This is a genomic window from Streptomyces sp. KMM 9044, from assembly GCF_024701375.2.
Classification (GTDB): Bacteria; Actinomycetota; Actinomycetes; order Streptomycetales; family Streptomycetaceae; genus Streptomyces.
The window spans coordinates 3,016,795-3,035,380 of record NZ_CP113910.1 but is presented as its reverse complement, the minus strand read 5'-3'; the positions used below and the strand labels follow the sequence as shown (position 1 = coordinate 3,035,380).

At 72.6% G+C, this 18,586-nt stretch carries 13 protein-coding genes, 1 pseudogene and 1 riboswitch; of the genes and pseudogenes, 8 read left to right on the top strand and 6 right to left on the bottom strand.

Features of this window, described 5'->3' with window-relative positions:
* The first annotated feature begins 4 nt into the window (after positions 1–4).
* Positions 5–2,029, top strand: a complete 2,025-nt coding sequence (recQ, locus tag HUV60_RS13510) for a DNA helicase RecQ (RefSeq protein WP_443047286.1) — start codon at positions 5–7, stop codon at positions 2,027–2,029.
* Between the two features lie 11 nt (positions 2,030–2,040).
* Here recQ and HUV60_RS13505 read toward each other — a convergent pair.
* Both HUV60_RS13505 and fahA read right to left on the bottom strand, forming a co-directional pair.
* Positions 2,041–2,223: pseudogene (locus HUV60_RS13505) on the bottom strand (M56 family peptidase); the annotation flags it as partial.
* 266 nt (positions 2,224–2,489) lie between these two features.
* On the bottom strand, positions 2,490–3,704 hold the full coding sequence (gene fahA, locus HUV60_RS13500; protein ID WP_257851036.1) for a fumarylacetoacetase: 1,215 nt from the start codon (positions 3,702–3,704) through the stop codon (positions 2,490–2,492).
* Positions 3,705–3,983: 279 nt separating this feature from the next.
* Between fahA and HUV60_RS13495 the strand changes: the two genes are divergently transcribed.
* From HUV60_RS13495 to HUV60_RS13475, 5 genes are all read left to right on the top strand, one after another.
* Complete coding sequence (locus HUV60_RS13495) at positions 3,984–5,273, top strand: DegT/DnrJ/EryC1/StrS family aminotransferase (protein WP_443047285.1); 1,290 nt, start codon at positions 3,984–3,986, stop codon at positions 5,271–5,273.
* Positions 5,266–7,842 (top strand): lipopolysaccharide biosynthesis protein, encoded by a 2,577-nt coding sequence (locus HUV60_RS13490; RefSeq protein ID WP_257851037.1) that lies wholly within the window; start codon positions 5,266–5,268, stop codon positions 7,840–7,842. The genes HUV60_RS13495 and HUV60_RS13490 overlap by 8 nt, the downstream gene beginning before the upstream one ends.
* A gap of 217 nt (positions 7,843–8,059) precedes the next feature.
* The gene (locus HUV60_RS13485) at positions 8,060–9,961 is read left to right on the top strand and encodes a glycosyltransferase (RefSeq protein ID WP_257851038.1); all 1,902 of its coding nucleotides are present in this window, start codon (positions 8,060–8,062) and stop codon (positions 9,959–9,961) included.
* Positions 9,961–10,389 carry a hypothetical protein gene (locus HUV60_RS13480; protein WP_257851039.1) on the top strand — a complete coding sequence of 143 codons (429 nt, stop codon included), beginning with the start codon at positions 9,961–9,963 and terminating at the stop codon, positions 10,387–10,389. The genes HUV60_RS13485 and HUV60_RS13480 overlap by 1 nt, the downstream gene beginning before the upstream one ends.
* A 188-nt stretch (positions 10,390–10,577) precedes the next feature.
* Complete coding sequence (locus tag HUV60_RS13475; RefSeq protein WP_257851040.1) at positions 10,578–11,600, top strand: glycoside hydrolase family 26 protein; 1,023 nt, start codon at positions 10,578–10,580, stop codon at positions 11,598–11,600.
* Between the two features lie 58 nt (positions 11,601–11,658).
* On the opposite strand, the gene HUV60_RS13470 is transcribed toward HUV60_RS13475, so the two are convergent.
* The 3 genes from HUV60_RS13470 to HUV60_RS13460 form a co-directional block, all read right to left on the bottom strand.
* Positions 11,659–12,414, bottom strand: a complete 756-nt coding sequence (locus HUV60_RS13470; protein WP_257851041.1) for a polysaccharide deacetylase family protein — start codon at positions 12,412–12,414, stop codon at positions 11,659–11,661.
* A 62-nt stretch (positions 12,415–12,476) separates the two neighbouring features.
* On the bottom strand, positions 12,477–13,847 hold the full coding sequence (locus tag HUV60_RS13465) for a glycosyltransferase (protein WP_257851042.1): 1,371 nt from the start codon (positions 13,845–13,847) through the stop codon (positions 12,477–12,479).
* A 120-nt stretch (positions 13,848–13,967) separates the two neighbouring features.
* A complete protein-coding gene (locus HUV60_RS13460) occupies positions 13,968–15,038 on the bottom strand; it encodes a GNAT family N-acetyltransferase (protein ID WP_269441182.1) in 1,071 nt (356 codons plus the stop codon).
* 193 nt (positions 15,039–15,231) lie between these two features.
* Between HUV60_RS13460 and HUV60_RS13455 the strand changes: the two genes are divergently transcribed.
* A complete protein-coding gene (locus tag HUV60_RS13455; RefSeq protein ID WP_257851044.1) occupies positions 15,232–16,101 on the top strand; it encodes an HAD family hydrolase in 870 nt (289 codons plus the stop codon).
* Positions 16,102–16,176: 75 nt separating this feature from the next.
* Here the strand turns inward: HUV60_RS13455 and HUV60_RS13450 are convergent, their stop codons facing one another.
* Positions 16,177–16,671: a transglycosylase SLT domain-containing protein gene (locus tag HUV60_RS13450; protein ID WP_257851045.1), complete on the bottom strand. Its 495-nt coding sequence runs from the start codon at positions 16,669–16,671 to the stop codon at positions 16,177–16,179.
* 3 nt (positions 16,672–16,674) lie between these two features.
* A riboswitch (cyclic di-AMP (ydaO/yuaA leader) is annotated at positions 16,675–16,839 on the bottom strand.
* Between the two features lie 609 nt (positions 16,840–17,448).
* On the opposite strand from HUV60_RS13450, the gene HUV60_RS13445 reads away from it, so the two are divergent.
* Positions 17,449–18,459, top strand: a complete 1,011-nt coding sequence (locus tag HUV60_RS13445) for a polyprenyl synthetase family protein (RefSeq protein WP_257851046.1) — start codon at positions 17,449–17,451, stop codon at positions 18,457–18,459.
* The last annotated feature ends 127 nt before the right edge of the window (positions 18,460–18,586 follow it).

Genomic DNA, 18,586 nt, shown 5'->3' with positions numbered 1-18,586 from the left:
TGGCATGGCAGTGACGGAGAACGAGGCGCTGGCGGTGCTGCAGCGGGTGTTCGGATTCGACGCCTTCCGCGGTGAGCAGGAGGCGGTGATCGAGCATGTGGTCGCGGGCGGGGACGCCGTGGTGCTCATGCCGACCGGTGGCGGAAAGTCGCTGTGCTACCAGATTCCGGCCCTGGTCAGACCGGGTACGGGAGTCGTCGTCTCCCCGCTGATCGCGTTGATGCAGGACCAGGTGGACGCACTGCGGGCGCTCGGCGTGCGCGCCGGGTTCATGAACTCCACACAGGACTTCGAGGAGCGGCGCGTCGTGGAGGCCGAGTTCCTCGCCGGCGAGCTGGATCTGCTGTATCTTGCGCCGGAGCGGCTGCGGTTGGACAGCTCCCTGGACCTGCTCTCGCGGGGGAAGATCTCCGTATTCGCGATCGACGAGGCGCACTGCGTGTCCCAGTGGGGGCACGACTTCCGGCCGGACTACCTCTCCCTGTCGCTGCTCGGCGAGCGCTGGCCGGACGTGCCCCGGATCGCGCTCACCGCGACAGCCACGCACACCACGCACCAGGAGATCACCGAGCGGCTGGCCATGCCGGACGCCCGGCACTTCGTGGCGAGCTTCGACCGGCCCAACATCCAGTACCGGATCGTGCCCAAGGCCGACCCCAGGAAGCAGCTGCTGAACTTCCTGCGGGAGGAGCACGCGGGCGACGCGGGCATCGTCTACTGCCTCTCCCGCAACTCCGTGGAGAAGACCGCCGAGTTCCTCAGCCGCAACGGCGTCGAGGCGGTGCCGTACCACGCAGGGCTGGACGCGGGGACGCGTGCCGCGCACCAGTCCCGCTTCCTGCGGGAGGACGGCCTGGTCGTGGTGGCGACCATCGCCTTCGGCATGGGCATCGACAAGCCGGACGTCCGGTTCGTCGCCCACCTCGACCTGCCCAAGTCCGTCGAGGGCTACTACCAGGAGACGGGCCGTGCGGGTCGCGACGGGCTCCCGTCCACGGCCTGGATGGCGTACGGCCTCAACGACGTCATACAGCAGCGCAAGCTGATCCAGTCGGGCGAGGGCGACGAGGCTTTCCGGCGCCGGGCCGGCCAGCACCTGGACGCGATGCTCGCCCTGTGCGAGACGGTCCGGTGCCGGCGAGGGCAGCTCCTGGCCTACTTCGGCCAGGACAACCCCGACCCGGCGGGCTGCGGCAACTGCGATTGCTGCCTCACCCCGCCACAGACGTGGGACGGCACCGTCGCGGCCCAGAAGGTGCTGTCGACGGTGGTCCGGCTGCAGCGGGAGCGCGGGCAGAAGTTCGGCGCGGTGCAGATCGTGGACATCCTGCTGGGCAAGCGCACGGCCAAGGTCATCCAGTTCGACCATGACCAGCTCTCCGTATTCGGGATCGGTGAGGATCTCGGCGAGGCCGAATGGCGGGGCGTCGTCCGGCAGCTGCTGGCCCAGGGGCTGCTCGCGGTCGAGGGGGACTACGGCACGCTGGTGCTGACCGGGGCCAGCGGGACCGTGCTGCGGCGCGAGCGGGAGGTGCCGCTGCGCAAGGAGCCGAAGAGGCCGACGGCCTCCCGGCCGGGAAGCCCGGGGGCACCGGGCTCCGGGAAGGGCAAGGCCAAGGCCGCGGCGGCCGAGCTGCCCGAGCACCTCCTGCCGGCCTTCGAGGCGCTGCGCGCCTGGCGTGCCGAACAGGCCCGCGAGCAGGGCGTCCCCGCGTACGTCATCTTCCACGATGCCACGCTCCGCGAGATCGTCACGGTCTGGCCCGGTTCGGTCGCCGAGCTCGACGGGATCAGCGGGGTGGGCGAGAAGAAGCTCGTGACGTACGGGGAGGGCGTGGTGGGGGTGCTCGCGGCGCTGGGCGGGCCGCAGGGCGGATCACCGGCCGGCGCGCAGGGCCCGGCCGAGGCCGCCGGGGGCGACTCCGGTCGTGCCGGGACCGGTGACGTGGGCCGGCACCACGCCGGGGCCGGGACCGGTGACGACTGGCCGGAGATGGACGCCGAGCCGGAGCCCGACGACTGGCTGTGACCCGGCAGCCGTCCGCTCCTGCGGCCGGTCAGGCAGCACAACAGGACCGTGGCGACCAGACACTGCCAGACCCACAGGGCCACCACCGGTTCCCGCTCCGGCCAGTTCGCCCGGGTCGGCGCACGGGGGACGGGCCAGGCGGCCGTCACGGAGACAACGCTCAGCAGGAGCAGGCAGAGGGGCGTGCCAGTCATGCCACGGACTCCGGATCCTGTCGGAAGGGGGCTGCTTCGGGTTGTGCGGGGATGTGCGGTCTGCGCGCCGTGCGGAGGGTGTCCGGCGTGTGACGCGTGGGTGTGCGGCGTGGAGCGTGCGGGAGCGGTACCCCACCCGACGCCGACAAGTATGACGGCGGAGGGCGGCGTGAGGCAGGGGTGCGGCGTCGGCCGGCGGACGCGAGGGGCTCCCGTCGCGGCGCCGGCGGGGGCGCACCGCGGCGGGGGCCGGATCGCGGTGCGTGTCAGACCGTGGGCGTCACCCGTCCTGTGACCTCGCCGAGGCCGACGCGGACTCCGCCCGGTCCCGGGGCCCAGGCCGACAGGGTCACGACATCGCCGTCCTCGAGGAACGTCCGCTTGCCGCCGGGGAGTTCGAGGGCGTCGCGGCCGTTCCAGGTCAGTTCCAGCAGGGACCCGCGCTGTCCCCCGGCGGGCCCGCTCACGGTGCCGGAGCCGTAGAGGTCGCCGGTGCGCAGGGAAGCGCCGTTCACGGTCATGTGGGCGAGCTGCTGGGCGGCCGTCCAGTACATGGTGGAGAAGGGGGGTTCGGAGACGACGTGCCCGTTGACGGCCACGGAGATCCGCAGGTCGTAACCGCCGGGTTCCTCGTCCGTGTCGTCCAGGTACGGCAGCAGCGCGTGGGTGCGCTCCGGCGGTGCCACCCGGGCCTCCTCCAGGGCGTCCAGGGGGGTGATCCAGGCCGACACCGAGGTGGCGAAGGACTTTCCGAGGAACGGGCCCAGGGGGACGTACTCCCAGGCCTGGACGTCGCGTGCGGACCAGTCGTTGAGGAGGCAGAGGCCAAAGACGTGGTCGCGGAAGCCGCCGAGCGGCACCGGCCGGCCCAGCTCGGACGGCGCCCCGACCACGAAGCCGACCTCGGCCTCGATGTCCAGCCGCACCGACGGGCCGAAGACCGGGGCCGGATCGGTGGGGGCCTTGCGCTGCCCCGAGGGGCGTACGACGTCGGTGCCGGACACCAGCACCGTGCCGGAGCGGCCGTGGTAGCCGATCGGCAGGTGCTTCCAGTTCGGGGTGAGGGAGTCGGCGGCGTCCGGGCGGAAGATCCGGCCGACGTTGCGGGCGTGGTTCTCGGAGGCGTAGAAGTCGACGTAGTCCGCGACCTCGAAGGGGAGGTGCAGGGCCACCGACGACAGCGGGTGGAACAGCGGCTCGACGGTCTCCCGGTGCGCCGGGACGGTCACCCAGGCGGTGAGGGCGCGCCGGACGTCCGACCAAGCCGTACGGCCCGCCGCCAGCAGCGGGTTGAGGGTCGGGCGGGCGAGCAGGAAGGCGTACGGGGAACCCAGGGCGTGTGCGGCCGCGCCGGCGTCGAGGACGTGGTCGCCGAGCCGGACGCCCACTCTCTGCTCCGACGAGCCGGAGGGTGAGAACGCGCCGTACGGCAGATTGTGCGGGCCGAAGGGATCGCCCTCGGGGACATCGAAGGGGGGCATCGGGTGCTGCCTCGCTCTCGTGTGCGCAGGTGCTCCACGTGTCCGTGGCCAGGCCACACGTTACGGGGGCCGCGGTGGTCCTGGGCAGAGGCGGAGGGCGGGTCCGGGGCGTGGGACGTGTCCGGGACGGCAGGACGCGTGCGCCGCTTCCACTTGCGCAGCGGAGGTTGTCCACAGGGTGTGACGCAATCTTGACGGAGTGGTGCGAACGGGGCGACTCTGGGCGGGTGCCGGAAGGTCTCGGGGAGGGGGCGTTCCGATGGCACATCAGGGGGACGGATGGCCATTGGGGAGGCCGGTCCGGGATCGGCGCGCTCCGGCATGCAGCCGAAGAGGCTGGAAGATGCCATGCGCGGCCGGCTCGGCCGGGAATGTGTGTACGTGCCGTCGCTCAGGTTCGGGCTGTTCGTGGCGCTGCGCCACTGGTGCCCGCCGGGCGGCAGGGTGCCGATGTCGCCGGTCAACGACGTCGTCGTCTTCTTCGTGGTGCTCGCGGCGGGCCTGCGCCCGGTGCAGGCGCCGCTCAACCCGTTCGACGCGTCCATCGACATCGACGCCGTGCCGGAGGGGACGTGGGACTCGCTGTCCGCCGTACTGACCACGAACCTGTACGGCAACCCGGATCCGGCGCCCGGGCTGCGGGCCCGCTGCGATGCGTCGGGCCTCCCGTTGTTCGAGGACGGGGCGCATGCCATCGGCAGCGAGGTCGGCGGACGGCCGGTCGGGGCCTGGGGCGACGCCTCCGTTTTCCGCCTTTCCCAGCACGTCGGCGCCCGGACGGGAGGCATCCTCGCGCTGGCCGACCCGGACCGGAGCGCGGTCGTGCGTGAAGCCTGTGCCGAACTGCTCGCCCCGCGGTGCGTGACGTCCGAACTCACCTACGCGGTACGGCCCTGCGCCGAGGCCGCCGTGCGGCGGCTGGGGCTGCGCCGGGCCGCCCGGGCCACGATGGGCCTGCTGGGGCTGACGGAGCGTGAGGGAATCCGGATGCCGCTGCGTCCGGACGCGCTGGCCGGTGCCGTGCGCTCAGCGCCGGACCGGGCCGCACACGACCCCTGGGTGCGGGTCGACATGCACGACTACCGGCTGGAGCCCGGCCCCTTGCGCCTGCGCCGCGTCCACCGCGGTCTCGGGCGGCTGGACGACGTCCTACGGGCCTCGCGGACGGGCACGCGGCTGCTGCTGTCGACGCCGTGGGCCCGGGCACCGGCGGACGGCGCGGTGCAACCGCTGTTCCGGGTGCCCCTGCCGGTCGCGGACCGGGACGCGGCGACGGCGGCACTGGCCCGGCACGGCATCGTCGTCGGCGACCTCTACGACCCGCCCCTGGACGACTATGCGGGAGCGGCCTTCACGGACCCGTCGCCCGGCCCCGGCAACGCTCGCTGGTTCGCGCGGCACGCGCTGCCCGTGGACCCGCTGCGGGCACGTGAGGCGGTGGAGGTCCTGGAGCGGTCCGGGGCCCGGCCGGCCGAACCGCCGAAGGAGGCGGACACGCCGGCCGCGCGGGACACATCGGAGCCGCCGGAGGGGACCACGACGAGAGGTCTGGGGCCGCCCCGTGGCTGAGATCCAGGTGCACGAGCCCGCCGCGGTGCGCACCGGCAGCGTCGGCGGACCCGGACCCGCCGACGACAGTCCCGGCCCCGACGGCTCCGACTCGCTGTTCAGGAACGCCTACTTCCTGATGCTCAGCACCGGCGTGTCCGCCGTCCTCGGGCTGGGCTTCTGGCTCGTGGCCGCGCGCTACTACTCCGAGGACGCGGTCGGCCAGGGCTCCGCCGCCATCGCCGCGATGCGGCTGCTCGCGAGCATCACCGCGACCACGATGATCGGTGCCGTGGTCCGTTTCGTACCGCGCGCAGGGCGTGGGACCGGGCGCCTGGTGTGGGGCGTGTACGGGGCGAGTTCGCTGGTCGTCGCACTGGCCACGGGCGCCTTCCTGCTCACGCTCGACCTGTGGGGCGCGTCGTACGAACCCCTGGGCACGCCTCTGGCGGGCGCGCTGTTCGTCGCGGCGTGCGTGGCCTGGGCACTGCTCACCCTGCAGGACGGGGTGCTCACGGGCCTGCGCAAGACCGAGTGGGTGCCCGTCGGCAACGCCCTCTTCTCCGCCGGCAAGCTGGTCCTGCTGGCCGTCTTCGCGAGCGCGCTGCCGGTGCTGGGCATCTTCGTGTCCTGGGCCGTCGCGATCGCGTTCTCCACACTTCCGCTCGGCTGGCTGATCTTCCGCCGGCTCATCCCGCGTCAGGCCGCCGCCGACCGCGACCGGGAACCGCCCGGGATCCGCGACATGGGCCGCTTCCTCGCCGGTGACTCGCTCGGCGCGCTGTTCAGCCTGGCGATGATCAATCTCCTGCCGGTGATGGTCGCGGTCCGCTTCAGCGCCGCCGAGAACGGCTACTTCTACGTGGCGTACACCGTCGGCGGAACCATGGAGTTCATGGCCGTCAACATGGCCGCGTCGCTCACCGCCCACGCCTCGCACGACCCACGCCGGCTCGCGGACGGGGTACGGGGGGCGCTGCGTCGGATGACGCTGCTTCTGGTGCCGGTCGTGCTGGTGCTGGTGGTCTTCGCGCCGCTGATCCTCACGCCGTTCAGCGCGGACTACGCCGAGCACGGTTCGACGGTGCTGCGACTGCTGGCGCTCGGGGCGCTGCCCCGGGTGGTCGTGGAGCTGTACATCGGGGTGCTGCGGGTGCAGGGGCGTACCGGGGTGCTCGCCGTGCTCCAAGGAGCCATGTGCGTGCTGGTCCTGGGCAGCGCGGCCGTGCTGTTCACGCCGGCGGGCATCGCGGGCGCCGGGTGGGCGGTGCTGATCGGCATGACGGTGGTCGCCGCCGTCTCGGTGTTCGGCCTGCGCTCGGCGCTGCGCGACACGCGCGGCGGGCACAGCGGGCCGGGTGGGCCCGTCGACCGGCCGGGCGGGGACGGCGGCAAGGACGGCACGGCGAGCGGGCCGGGCCTGGCCGGGGGCGCCTCCACCGGCCCCGTCTACGGCACGCGCTGGGCGAAGCTGAACGCCACCGCCGGGTACGGCACGGGCTGGGCCCGCCGGGCCGCGTACGAGGACAAGGACCGCGAGCAGGACGACGCGGACACCGTCACGCTGTTCATCGGCACCCCCGGTTACGAACGGGAGGCCCTCCAGGCGGACACGATGGCGTTCATCGTCCGGCCCCGCCCCACGGACGGGGACCCGCAGCCGGACGCGGGGCCGGGGCCGGACGCGGCCCCGGAGACCGACCCGGACGGGGACTCGGAGCAGGTCGCGGACGCAGGCGTGGGTCCGGACGCCGAGCCGGGGGAGTCCCCGGACGCCGAGGCGCACGAGTGCGAGGCGGCGGGCGGCCAGGTGGCCGGCGATCACGTGGAACCCACTCCACGGAACACACGCGCACCGGTCCGGGACGAGACCCCGCCCCGACGCGACGAACGCCGCGAGGCCGCAGGCGGTGACGGATCCGACCGGTCCGAGCGGCGGCTGCGGGACGTCCTCTGGGGGCTGCTCGGAATTGCCACCGTCGCCTTCTGGGCGTCGACGCGCCCCCTGTACCGGCTCGGCGCACCGTCATCGGACCGGCAGGGCGGACCGACGGGACGGCAGTTGCTGGAAGGGCTGCCGCTCGCGGCACTCACGGCGGGCGGAGTGCTGCTCCTGGTCCTCGTCGCGGCGGTGACGCTGTGCACGGCGCCCGACCCCTGGCTCCCCGGCACCGCGCTGGGCTCGGCCCTGCTCGCCCTGTACGCTGCACCGGTCGCGCTCGGCCGGGAACCCTCGCCGGTGGGCGGGGCGCCGTATGTCCGGACAGCCGGATTCCTCGCGGACGCGGTGGGAATCGACGGGCCGGGGCCGCTGCTGCGCTGGACGCCGCAGGTGTGCCAGTTGCTGTGCCTCGTCGTACTGTGGCCGCTGCTCGAGCGGGTGGGCGGCGACCGGCTGTCCTGGCCGGGACGCTGGGGGGCGTTGTATCTCGCCGCCGTGGCCGGCTGGGTGTGGCGGGACGTGCTCGCGCCTGTGTCACCGCCGCTGCTCGCCGCACTGCTTCTGCTGCTGCCCCTTCTCCGACTTCCGCCGCTCCGCCGTGCCGTGACGGCGTCGTGGCCGCCCGGCCACAGACAACCGAACGGCTGAACCAGAGATCGAACCAAGCCTTTGGAGCCGAACGAACCGCCAGGGGGGAACCACCGTGCGTCCGCCAGCCACTCCACGCGAGAGATCCGCGTCCGAGCCCGCACCAGAGAGCACACCGGCACCCGTCACGCCTGCGGACACCTCTGCGGAGCCGCCTTCGCGGACCGAGTCGCGGACCCGCCCTTCCTCGGAGTCGTCGGCCCCTGGCCAGGAGCCCGTGACGGATCTTTCCGACCTGCCGCCCTTCTGGCCCGTGCGCCGGACCCTCGCACTCCGGCCCGCCCTGCCGCTGCTCGCGGCGCTCGCCCTGTGGCTGTACGCGGTACGGCACACCGATGTGTCGCGGCTCGACGACTACGGTCTGGTCACCGCGCTCCACCCGGGCTTCTGGGCCGGCCTCGTCGTCCTCACCGCCGGCTTCTGGTCCACGGTCCGCGACCGGCGTCGGCCCGGCGGCTGGCCGGCGGCGTACGTGCTCGGCCTGCTGGTGATGGAGCGGGCCACCCAGGCCGTGCTCTACCCGACCCCGTTGTACGCCTGGGCGTGGAAGCACGACGGTGTCGTCGATCACCTGCTGACCGCCGGCGGGTTCCAGACCGCCGACCGGATCGGTGACATGGCGGTCTACGACCAGTGGCCGGGCTTCTTCGCCGCGCAGGCGGCGCTGGTGCGGCTGCTGGGCGTGGACTCGGCGGCGGTGTACATGGCGTGGTGGCCGCTGGCGTCCAGCCTGATGCTGCTGTTCCCACTGCTGCTGGTCTACCGCACCTTCACCGAGGACCGACGGCTGATCTGGACCGCGGTCTGGCTCTTTTACGTCGGCAACTGGGTGGGCCAGGACTACTTCTCCCCGCAGTCCGTCGCCTTCGCGCTGCACCTCGGCGTGCTGGCCGTGGTGCTGCGCCGGTACGGCCCTTCGGGCGGGGGAGGGGGCAGCGGGCGGCGGGGGCAGGTGATCTGGACCGTCGTGCTCACCGTGCTGGTGACGGCGATCGTCATCTCGCACCAGCTCACCCCCGCCATGCTGGTCGTGTCGTTGCTCGCGCTGGTCCTGCTCCGCCGCCACCGGGACTGGGTGCCGGTGGTCACGACGGTCGTCATCTTCCTGGCCTGGTGTCTGACGGCCGCGCTGCCCTTCCTGTCCGCCGCGCTGCCGGACATGATCCGCGCAGTGGGCGACGTCGGCGGCAACGTCGAGACGGGCTACGGCGCCACCCCGACCGGTGCCGGGGCGATCGCGACCTCGTGGGCGGCCCGGCTGCTCTCGGGCTCCGTCCTGCTGCTGGCGGCGGCCGGGGTCTGGCTCCAGCCCGTACTGCGGTACCGCGCGATGCCGCTGCTGGTGGTCACGGCGGCACCGCTGCCGATGTTCGTGGCGAGCAGCTACGGCAGCGAAATGATCTTCCGGGTCCTGATGTTCATGCTGCCCGGCGTCGCCTTCTTCGCCGCCGCCGCCCTGCTGCCCGAGGTGCGCACCCCCGCCGCCACGGAGGCGGAGGCGAGGGCCCGCGGTGACGCCCGGGTCCGCGATGCGGACCGGGTTTCCGCCCGCCGCGGCCTCGGTGACCGGTTCCGGTTCCGCACCGGCTTCGGTGTCCGCGTCCGGGGCTCGCTGTTCGTGCTGCTCGCCGGGACCCTGGCGTTCGTTCCGAGCTATTCGGGCAAGGACCGGGTCAACTACTTCCCACCGCAGGAGGTGGCCCTGGTGGGGCAGCTCCTCGACGAAGCGCCCGAGGGCTCGCTGGTCGTCGCCGCCAACCGCAACTACCCGCTCGCCTACGCCTCGTACGGAAGCATCGACCACTACTGGTTCCTCGAGGACGACCGGAGCCACGTCGACGAGATCGTGCGGGACCCGGCCGGCACCCTCGCCACCGACATGGCGGGAGTGGACCGTCCGAGCCGGGCCTACCTCCTCTTCACCCAGGGCCAGTCGGCCAACTCCGAGATGAACGGTCAGCTCACCGGTGCCCGGTTGAACAGCGTCCTGGAGTCCGTCGCCGCGTCGCCGCGGTTCCGGCTGGTGGCGGAGAACAGTGCGGGGGCGGTCTACGAACTGCGGCAGGCGGAGGAAGCAGAAGGAACAGAGGGGACCGGAGAGGAAGGGGGAGCGGAGTGATGACACCACAGGATCTCGTGATCCGGATGCTTCCGCCGTTCGCCGGCTGGCTGGCGCTCGCCGCGCTCGCCCTGCCCGGCGGTTCGCCGCTGCGCTGCGCGGCCGTCGTCGTCTTCCTGCCGGCGGGGCCGGGCGCGGCCCTGGTCGGCCTCTGCGGTCCCGCGCTGCGCGTACGGTCCGCACGGGGGCCCGGCGAGCGGCGCGACCCCGACTTCGTCCGCCACTCCGATCTGTTGGAACGGCTGATGCTGGCCGTCTTCGTCAGCGTCGCCGCGGTGATGATCGTCGCGACGGTACTGATCGCCACGCACACCTTCAGCGCCCGGCGGGTACTGCTGGCCCTGACACTGCTGACCACACTCGCCGCGTTCTGCCCGCGGCCGCACGCCTCCCCGTCGTCGAGGACACGGAAGGGTTCCGTCCTGTGAGGTTCGCTCGCACGCTCCGCCGTATCACCACCGTCCTGCGCGGTGTCCGGTCCAAAGCCGGCCCGACCGCCGGCCGTCCGGCCGCAGGCCCGGCCACCGGCCCTCCCGCAGGCCCCGGATCCCCTGGAGGAACCGGCCGGCACCGTGAGCAGAAGGCCGGGCGGCAGGCCGCGAGCCGCCGTCGGGCAGTGATCACCTCGGCCGCGGTCGTCTCCGCGGTACTGGTCGCCGTCCTCGTCCTGCGGAACACCTCGGAGCCGTCCGGGACGGACGAGGAGTGCCGGCCCACGGAACTGCTCGAACCGCCGTGCGGTGCCTGGTTCGGGGCCTTCGTGCCGCACGGACGGGCCAACCTGGAGGAGAAGGTGGAGGCCTACGAGGAACGGGTGGGCCGCAAGCTCGACATCGTCTACACGTACCACGACATGTCCCTGCCCGAAGGTACCCGCAGGGAAGGTCAGTTGCTGAGCCCGGAGGAACAACGGGTCGGTGAGGACCACATGTTGCTGTTGTCCTGGGAGAGCAAGTGGTGGGGCGGCACGAAGGGGCAGCAGCCGAGGTGGGAGGAGATAGCCGCCGGCGACCTGGACGCGACCGTGATCGACGTCCAGGCGCAGCGCATCAAGGACTACGGGCAGCGCACGGGGAAGAAGGTCTTCCTCTCCTTCGACCTCGAGATGGACACGCGCACCCCGGCCAACGGCACCCCGGCCCAGTACGTGCAGGCGTACCGGCACATCCACGACCGGTTCCGGGAACTCGGCGTGGACAACGTGGTGTGGACCTGGATCGTCACCGGCTACCTGAACCACGGCGACCTGTTCAAGACGATGTACCCGGGGGACGAGTACGTCGACTGGATCGGCTACAACCAGTACAACTACTACCGCTGCCACAAGACCGAGTGGCTGACCTTCGAGCAGACCCAGACGGCCACGCACGAGTGGATACGCGAGAACATCTCCGCCGACAAGCCGCTGATGCTCTCCGAGTTCGGCAGCGCGGCAGACTCCGCCCGGCCGAAGCGGCAGGCGGAGTGGTACGCGCAGGTGCCGCCCGTGCTGAAGGGGCTGGAGGGCGTCAAGGCCGCGCTTCAGTGGAACCACCGCGACCCCGGGCCCCACTGCAACCTGGCCGTGGCCGACGAGGCGGCGTGGGAGGCCCTGCGCGAGGCGGCGGCCGACCCGCATCTGAACCAGCCCACCGAGTGAGTGACCACGGGGAGGGCCGCCGCGCCCGCCCGGCCGCCCTCCCCGTTCGTCCCGTGCCTCAGCCCGCGAACTCCGGTCCGCGGAGCGTCGCGCGGGCGTGCCGGTACCAGCGCCAGGCGATCGTCTTCGGGCCGTCGCGGTAGGGGGCGACGCGGGCACCGTCGCCCGCCAGCCAGGCCCTGACGTCGGCGACGGTGTGGCTGCGGCGGACGATGAGCCGGGCGATGCGGTAGCGCTCGTCCCGGTCCGAGCTGAGCGCGTGCCGCACCGCGGTCGCCGTCTCGTACCCGGTGCGGGACGCCATGGCCCTCACCCGGGGGCTGTTGTAGCCGTGCGGGTAGGCGAGATGGAGGACCGGATGGCCGAGGGTGTCCTCCAGCACGGCCTTGGAGTCGGCCAGTTCGGCACGCAGCTGCTTCCCGGCCAGCGTGTCCAGCTGGGCGTGGCTGACCGTATGGCTGCCGATCTCCATTCCGGAAGCCTCCAGCTCCGCCACCCGGTCCAGGGTCATCATCGGCGCCGGCGGCAGCAGGCTGTGGCCTCTCGGGGTGATGGCGCCGGTGGTGAGGTACGCGGTGGCCGGCAGGGAGCGCCGGGTCAGGAGGCCGGCGGTGGGACCGGGCAGGTCCGCGAAGCCGTCGTCGAAGGTGAGGAGCACCGGCCGGGGCGGCAGGGGCGCCCGCCCGGTGAGATGGCCCGCGAGGGCGCTGATGGTGACGGGGGTGCGGCCGCTGTCCTCGAGCGTGTCGAGATGCGCCGCGAACTCCCTCGGCGTGACGGTGAACTCGGCGATCCAGTCGGGCGGGTCGTCCATCACGGCGTGATAGAGAAACACCGGGATGGCTGGAGGCTTCGGGTCCTGTGAGGACGACGCCGTCATCGCGCACCCCCGGCCGCCCGGCCGCCCAAGGCCTCCCCCGCCGCCCCGCCCGTCGCCCGCCGGGCCCGCAGATAGCCGACCGGGCCGTACAGCATCCCCTTGCGCTGCAGGTGTGAGAGGCGGCGCGGCCAGGGATGCGTACGGGTGCCGTGATCGCCCGGAGCGGCCGGGCCGGCACCGGCTTCCCCGGAGTTCCCGGTGTCCCGTGCGGCGGTGAGGCCGCGGGCGTGGGACAGGCCGCGGGGCAGCCGGGCCAGGAACGCCGGCAGCAGCGCGGGCCGGTTGACCAGGATCGCCGTGAGATAGGCGGTGAGGCCGGCGCCGTAGCCGAACGCCTGGGTCTCCAGATCGGCCCATGTCTCACGGTGGTGGTGCCACACCAGCGCCCGGGGCGTGTAGCGCAGCCTGTGCCCCTGGGCGAGGACCCGGACGAACCCGTACAGGTCGTCGCCGCCCCGGGCGGGCGTCCCGGCGCCGGTGGCCGGGTCGAAACCACCGACCGCGCGCAGCACTCCGGTACGGAACGCCATGTTCGCCCCGGAGCCGAACCGGCCCGCGGTGAAGGGGAACAGCGGTTCGTCGCGGGGCGGGTCCTGCGGGTCGTACGTCGTCGGCGTGAACCCCTTGGCGAAGCCGCCGTGGCTCTCCAGCAGGACCTGGGCCGGGGTGCGCAGCCGGGCGGGCAGGATCAGGCCGGTGGCACAGCCGAGTTCCGGGTCGGCGGCGAAGGGCGCGGCCAGCTCGGTGAGCCAGCGGGCGTCGGCGACGACGTCGTCGTCGGTGAACGCGATCACCTCGCCCAGGGCGTGGTCGAGCCCGGTGTTGTGCGCGGTCGCCAGTCCGGGGACCGGCTCGCGCACGTACCGCACGCGCTCCCCGTACTTCTGCCGCACCAGGTCACGTGTCTCGTCCGTCACGGGCGCGTTGTCGACGACGACGATCTCGAAGCGCGGATGGTCCTGCGCGAGGAGCGAGTCGAGGGCGCGGGCGAGCGGTCCGGCCCGCTCCCGGGTGGCCACGACGACCGAGGCGAACGGTGGCGGGGGCGGCGGCCCGGCCGCCCCCGCCATGTCGTTTGCCTGCCCCTGCCCCTGCCCCTGCCCGTGCCCGTGTGCCTCCCGTGCGAGCGCCGCCAGGACCGTCGTCGGATCGGCCCCATCCGGGACCTTTCCCAGCAGCGTGCCCACCGGCAGACCGTCCTTCCTGACCAGCAGGAACACCTCGCCGTGCGTCACCGGCGGGCTGCCCGGACCGGGTCTCAGGGTGGCTTCCCCCTCCTCGCCGGTCAGGTCCAGTTCGGCGACCTGGACCGCGCCGATGTCCAGGAACCGCCGTATCTCCCCCTGGGTACGTGCCGTGCGGGACATGGCTCCTCCCCTCCTCACGAACGGTTGTCGCAAGCGGCCGTGGCCGTCCCGAGCGGTTCTCGTCCTCACGACCGGCCCCCTGACGAACTGACGAACTGACGAACTGACGAACTGACGAACTCAGGGCCGGCGCGGCCGCGCCGCCCCCTTCAAGGCGCGTGACGCCAGCGAGGCGAGACGCGGACGGGCGACGACGAAGCGGTGCGCACGGCGTGCGGGCTCGCGGCGCAGCAGTTGGAGCGTGGCGCCCAGGCCCGGACGTGTCGCCTCGCCTTCGTAGACGGCACGTTCGCCCGTCTTCAGCGAGTCCTTGTACTCGGCCGGGCCGCGCCCCATGTCGAGCAGACCGATGCCCTCGCCGGCCGCCGCCCCGGCCATCCGCAGATGCAGCACGAGCCCCGGCGAGAACTTCGCGAACTCCGGGTCGTACGCCGGGAACCAGCAGGCCAGCACCGAGGCCGAGCGCAGGCCGAAGTGGGCGGCGACGGGACGGTCCCCGGCGTACAGGACGGACAGGGTGCCCGCGCACTCCGGAGCCCGGGTTTCGGCCAGGCGGCCCACGAGCCGGGTGATCCACTCCCGCGCGAACCGGTCGCGGCGCCCGGTCCTGCGGTACTGCGCGGACTTCCACCCGATGAGGGTGCGCAGCGCGGCCGGGTCGTGTTCGTCGAACACGAACCGCACGGGTCCGGCCTGGCGGCCGAGCCTGCGCTCCTTGGCCAGGGTGGTCTTCAGGAACTTCGGCGACTGGGTGCGCAGGACGGACTCGTAGGTCTCGTAGCCCTTCTCCACGGCGATGACGAAGGTGGCGTGTTCCTGGGCCGCCTGCGGGACGAAGAGGGTCTGGTCCGCTTCCAGGTTGTCGAAGGCGAAGCTCGACACCGAGCAGGCACGCAGCAGGTCACCGGTCTCCAGCACGAGACCCGGCCGCAGGACGGCGCCCTGGCAGTCCGAGACCCCGAGCCCGATCGCCCGGCCCTGCCCCCACGCGCCCCGCTCGTACGGCAGGAAGCCGGCCGGCTCGGCGGACGCTCCCTCGTACAGCACCGCGACCCGGGCCTGCGGCCGCACCCCGGACACGGCGGCGGCGAACTCCGGTTCCATGAAAGGGCTGCGCGGTGCCTCCGAGGCGGCGCGCAGCTCACGCCATCGCTCCCGCTCCCCCTCGCCGAGCTCGTCGAGCCCCAGCACACGTGTGCGTCCACCGCTCACCTGACCCCCCGATCAAGTCCCCCCGGACACTTGGAAGGTACCGCCAGGACCACGAGGACGGTAGGTAGCGGCTCATGTTGCCGCCAAGTGGTGCAGAGGCCGCGATCGGTGCGCGGGGCGGGCGTCCCGAGCGCGGTGAGTCGAGGGCGCGCGGTGTCCGTATTCTCTGATCATGGCCGCACCCACCGATTGCTCGCTCATCGCCACCGACCTGGACGGGACGCTGCTGCGCGGCGACGACACCCTCTCCGACCGCTCCCTCGCCGCGCTGGCGCTGGTGGCGCGGGCCGGTGTCCGGCACCTCGTGGTGACGGGGCGCCCGGCGCCCAGAGTGAGGCCGCTCCTGGACGACCTGGGGTCCACGGGGCTCGCGGTGTGCGCACAGGGCGCGCAGGTGTACGACGCCGGCACGGACCGGCTGCTGTGGTCGATCACCCTGGACCGGGAACTGGCGGAGACCACCCTCGGCAAGATCGAGGCCGAGGCCGGGGAGCTCTACGCCGCGGTCGACCAGAACGGGGTGGACGGGCTCACCCTGATCGAGTCGGGCTACCTGATGCCGCACCCGACGCTGCCCGCGGTGCGGGTCGCACGGCGGGACGATCTGTGGGTCCGGCCGATCAGCAAGGTGCTGTTGCGCCATCCCGACCTGACCGACGACGAGTTGGCGGCGACGGCCCGTGCGGCGGTCGGCTCGCTGGCCACGGTCACGATGTCGGGTCCGGGCACCGTGGAACTCCAGCCGTGCGGTGTCACCAAGGCGACGGGTCTCGCGCTGGCCGCCGAGCACCTGGGGCTGGATCCGGAGCGGACCGTCGCCTTCGGCGACATGCCCAACGACATTCCGATGTTCGACTGGGCGGCCCACGGAGTCGCCATGGCCAACGCACACCCCGCGCTCAAGGCGGTGGCCGACGAGGTGACCACGTCGAACGAGGACGACGGCGTGGCCGTCGTCCTCGAGCGGTTGTTCGGCGGAGCGGAGCCGCGCGTGCCCCAACACGTGCTGCCCCGCCCCAGGTCCGGGAATGTGTCCCGGTAGGCCTCGGCGTCCGCCGGTGTGGCCGGTGCCGCCGGCGTTCCGACGGGCCCGGACGTATCGGATGTCTCAGGTGTCTCAGTAGGCACCGAAGACGTTGTCGATGGAGCCGTAGCGGTCTGCCGCGTAGTTGCAGGCCGCCGCGATGTTCGCGACCGGGTCGAACGGGTCGAAGGCCGTGCCGGGCACGTGGTACGCCTGGAAGGTCGGGTCGATGACCTGGAGCAGGCCCTTCGACGGGGTGCCGGCCATGGCATTGGAGTCCCACAGGTTGATGGCCTGCGGGTTGCCGGACGACTCGCGCAGGATGTTGCGGTGGATGGAGTCGTAGCCGCCGGGGATGCCGTGCTGCGCCATGACGGACAGCGACTCGCGGATCCAGCCGTCGAGGTTGTCCGGGTACGCGGTCACGGTGCCGGCGGCGGCAGGGGTGGACGTCGCGGCAGCGGCGGGCGCGGCCGAGGCGGCGGTGGCGCCGAACAGCGGGAGGGCGACCGCCGCGACACCGGCGACGGCGAAGGAGCGGACGAGGCGGGAGCGGCCGAAGCGGCGGGGCGGACCGGATGCGGTCATGTCTGTGTTCCTCTCCTACGCCTGCGAGGTGAGCTGTCGGGTTCGGGCGGGAGAGTGCCCGGCCGTGCCCGTGCGGGCATGGCTTCACCCCGAGCCGTTCCGGGTGCGCACCGGTCCGGCGGCTTACCTGGGTCCCCCGCTCCTGCCGTGCGTGAGTGAGTTCGTCGATGGGTGGCGCGGGCGGCGGCAGGATTCGGCGTCCGCCCGACAAGCCGGGAACGTATGCGAGTCCACTTGTCGGAAACAAGTGCGACGATCACGGATCGCGCCGCTTGATCTTGTTCCGGGGGTTTTGGGGTACTTGATCCCTTGAGGGCGTCAAGGGTCAACTCGCTTTCGGGGCAAGGGAAAGCGTGGGCAGGTGTGAGGGGCGGGCGCGCCGGGGCGCGCGTGACTCACTTCACTGGACGCGCCACGCGGAAGCATTTGCCGCCAAGGGGAATTGGCTTGACAATCGCGACAAAGGGGACCGCGGGATCGGGTGGGTCGGATGGGGTGGGTGGCGGGCGGGGCTGCGCGTCGAGGGCGGGCCGCTACGCCCGAAAGATGGCGAATATCCTTTGTCGTCAACTGGTCAGGAACGATCTGGTGGTGATCCGATATGGGAGGGCGCCGTGAGGCGCCGTCCGCGTGTGTGCGGGTGAGGCCGGGGAATGTGGGTGCTGGCGGTGATCGAAACATGACCGGATACGCTGACTCGAGTGACGTCAGCGACCTATCGACAAACTGTGCAAGACGTCTAGGCGTCAGTGGACACCAGCAGACAGGAGACCCCTCGTGACCGTCGTCGGGCCGTTCGGGCTGAGCGTGCGGGACCAGGCTCTGGAGGCCGATGTCCAGGCCGGAATGACGGCTGTCGAGGAAGGGCTGCTCGAGGCCACGAAGAGTGAGGTCCCCTTCATCACCGAGGCCGCCCAGCACCTGGTGCGGGCCGGTGGCAAGCGGTTCCGGCCGCTGCTCGTGACGCTCGCCGCCCAGTTCGGCGACCCCTACGCACCCGGTGTCGTACCGTCCGCCGTGGTCGTGGAGCTGACCCACCTGGCCACGCTGTACCACGACGACGTGATGGACGACGCCACCGTACGGCGCGGGGTGCCCAGCGCCAACACCCGATGGGGCAACTCCGTCGCGGTCCTCACCGGCGACTTCCTCTTCGCGCGCGCGTCGCACATCCTGGCCGACCTGGGCCCGGAGGCCGTACGGGTGCAGGCCGAGGCGTTCGAGCGCCTGGTCACCGGTCAGATCCTGGAGACCGCGGGGCCGCAGGAGGGCCGGGACCCGGTCGACCACTACCTGGACGTCCTCGGCGGCAAGACCGGCTCGCTGGTCGCCGTCGCCTGCCGGTTCGGCGCCATGATGTCCGGCGCGAACGACACGGTCGTGGATGTGCTGACTCAGTACGGCGAGCGGCTCGGGGTCGCCTTCCAGCTCGCCGACGACGTACTGGACATCGCCTCCGACTCCCACGAGTCCGGCAAGACCCCGGGCACCGACCTGCGCGAGGGCATTCCGACGCTGCCCGTGCTGCGGCTGCGCGAGCGGGCGGCCCGGCTGGGGCTGGCCGAGGACATCGCCCTGCGCGAGCTGCTCGACTCCGACCTCGGCGACGACGCCCGGCATGCCGAGGCGCTGCGGCTGCTGCGTGCCCACCCCGCGCTGGAGCAGGCCCGCCGGGACACCGTGCGCTACGCGGAGGAGGCGCGTTCGGCGCTGGCCCCGCTGCCGGAGTGCGAGTCGAAGACGGCCCTGGTCGAGCTGTGCGACGCGGTGGTGCACCGGGCCGGCTGACCCGCCGCCGTCCCGTCCGCCGCCGCCCCCGGACCTCGACCCCTACTGGTCGGGTACCGAAACAACGCCCCGTGTCATACCGCAGTAGTACACGGAGTTGAGTCCGGGGTCTGACGCATCTGCCCGC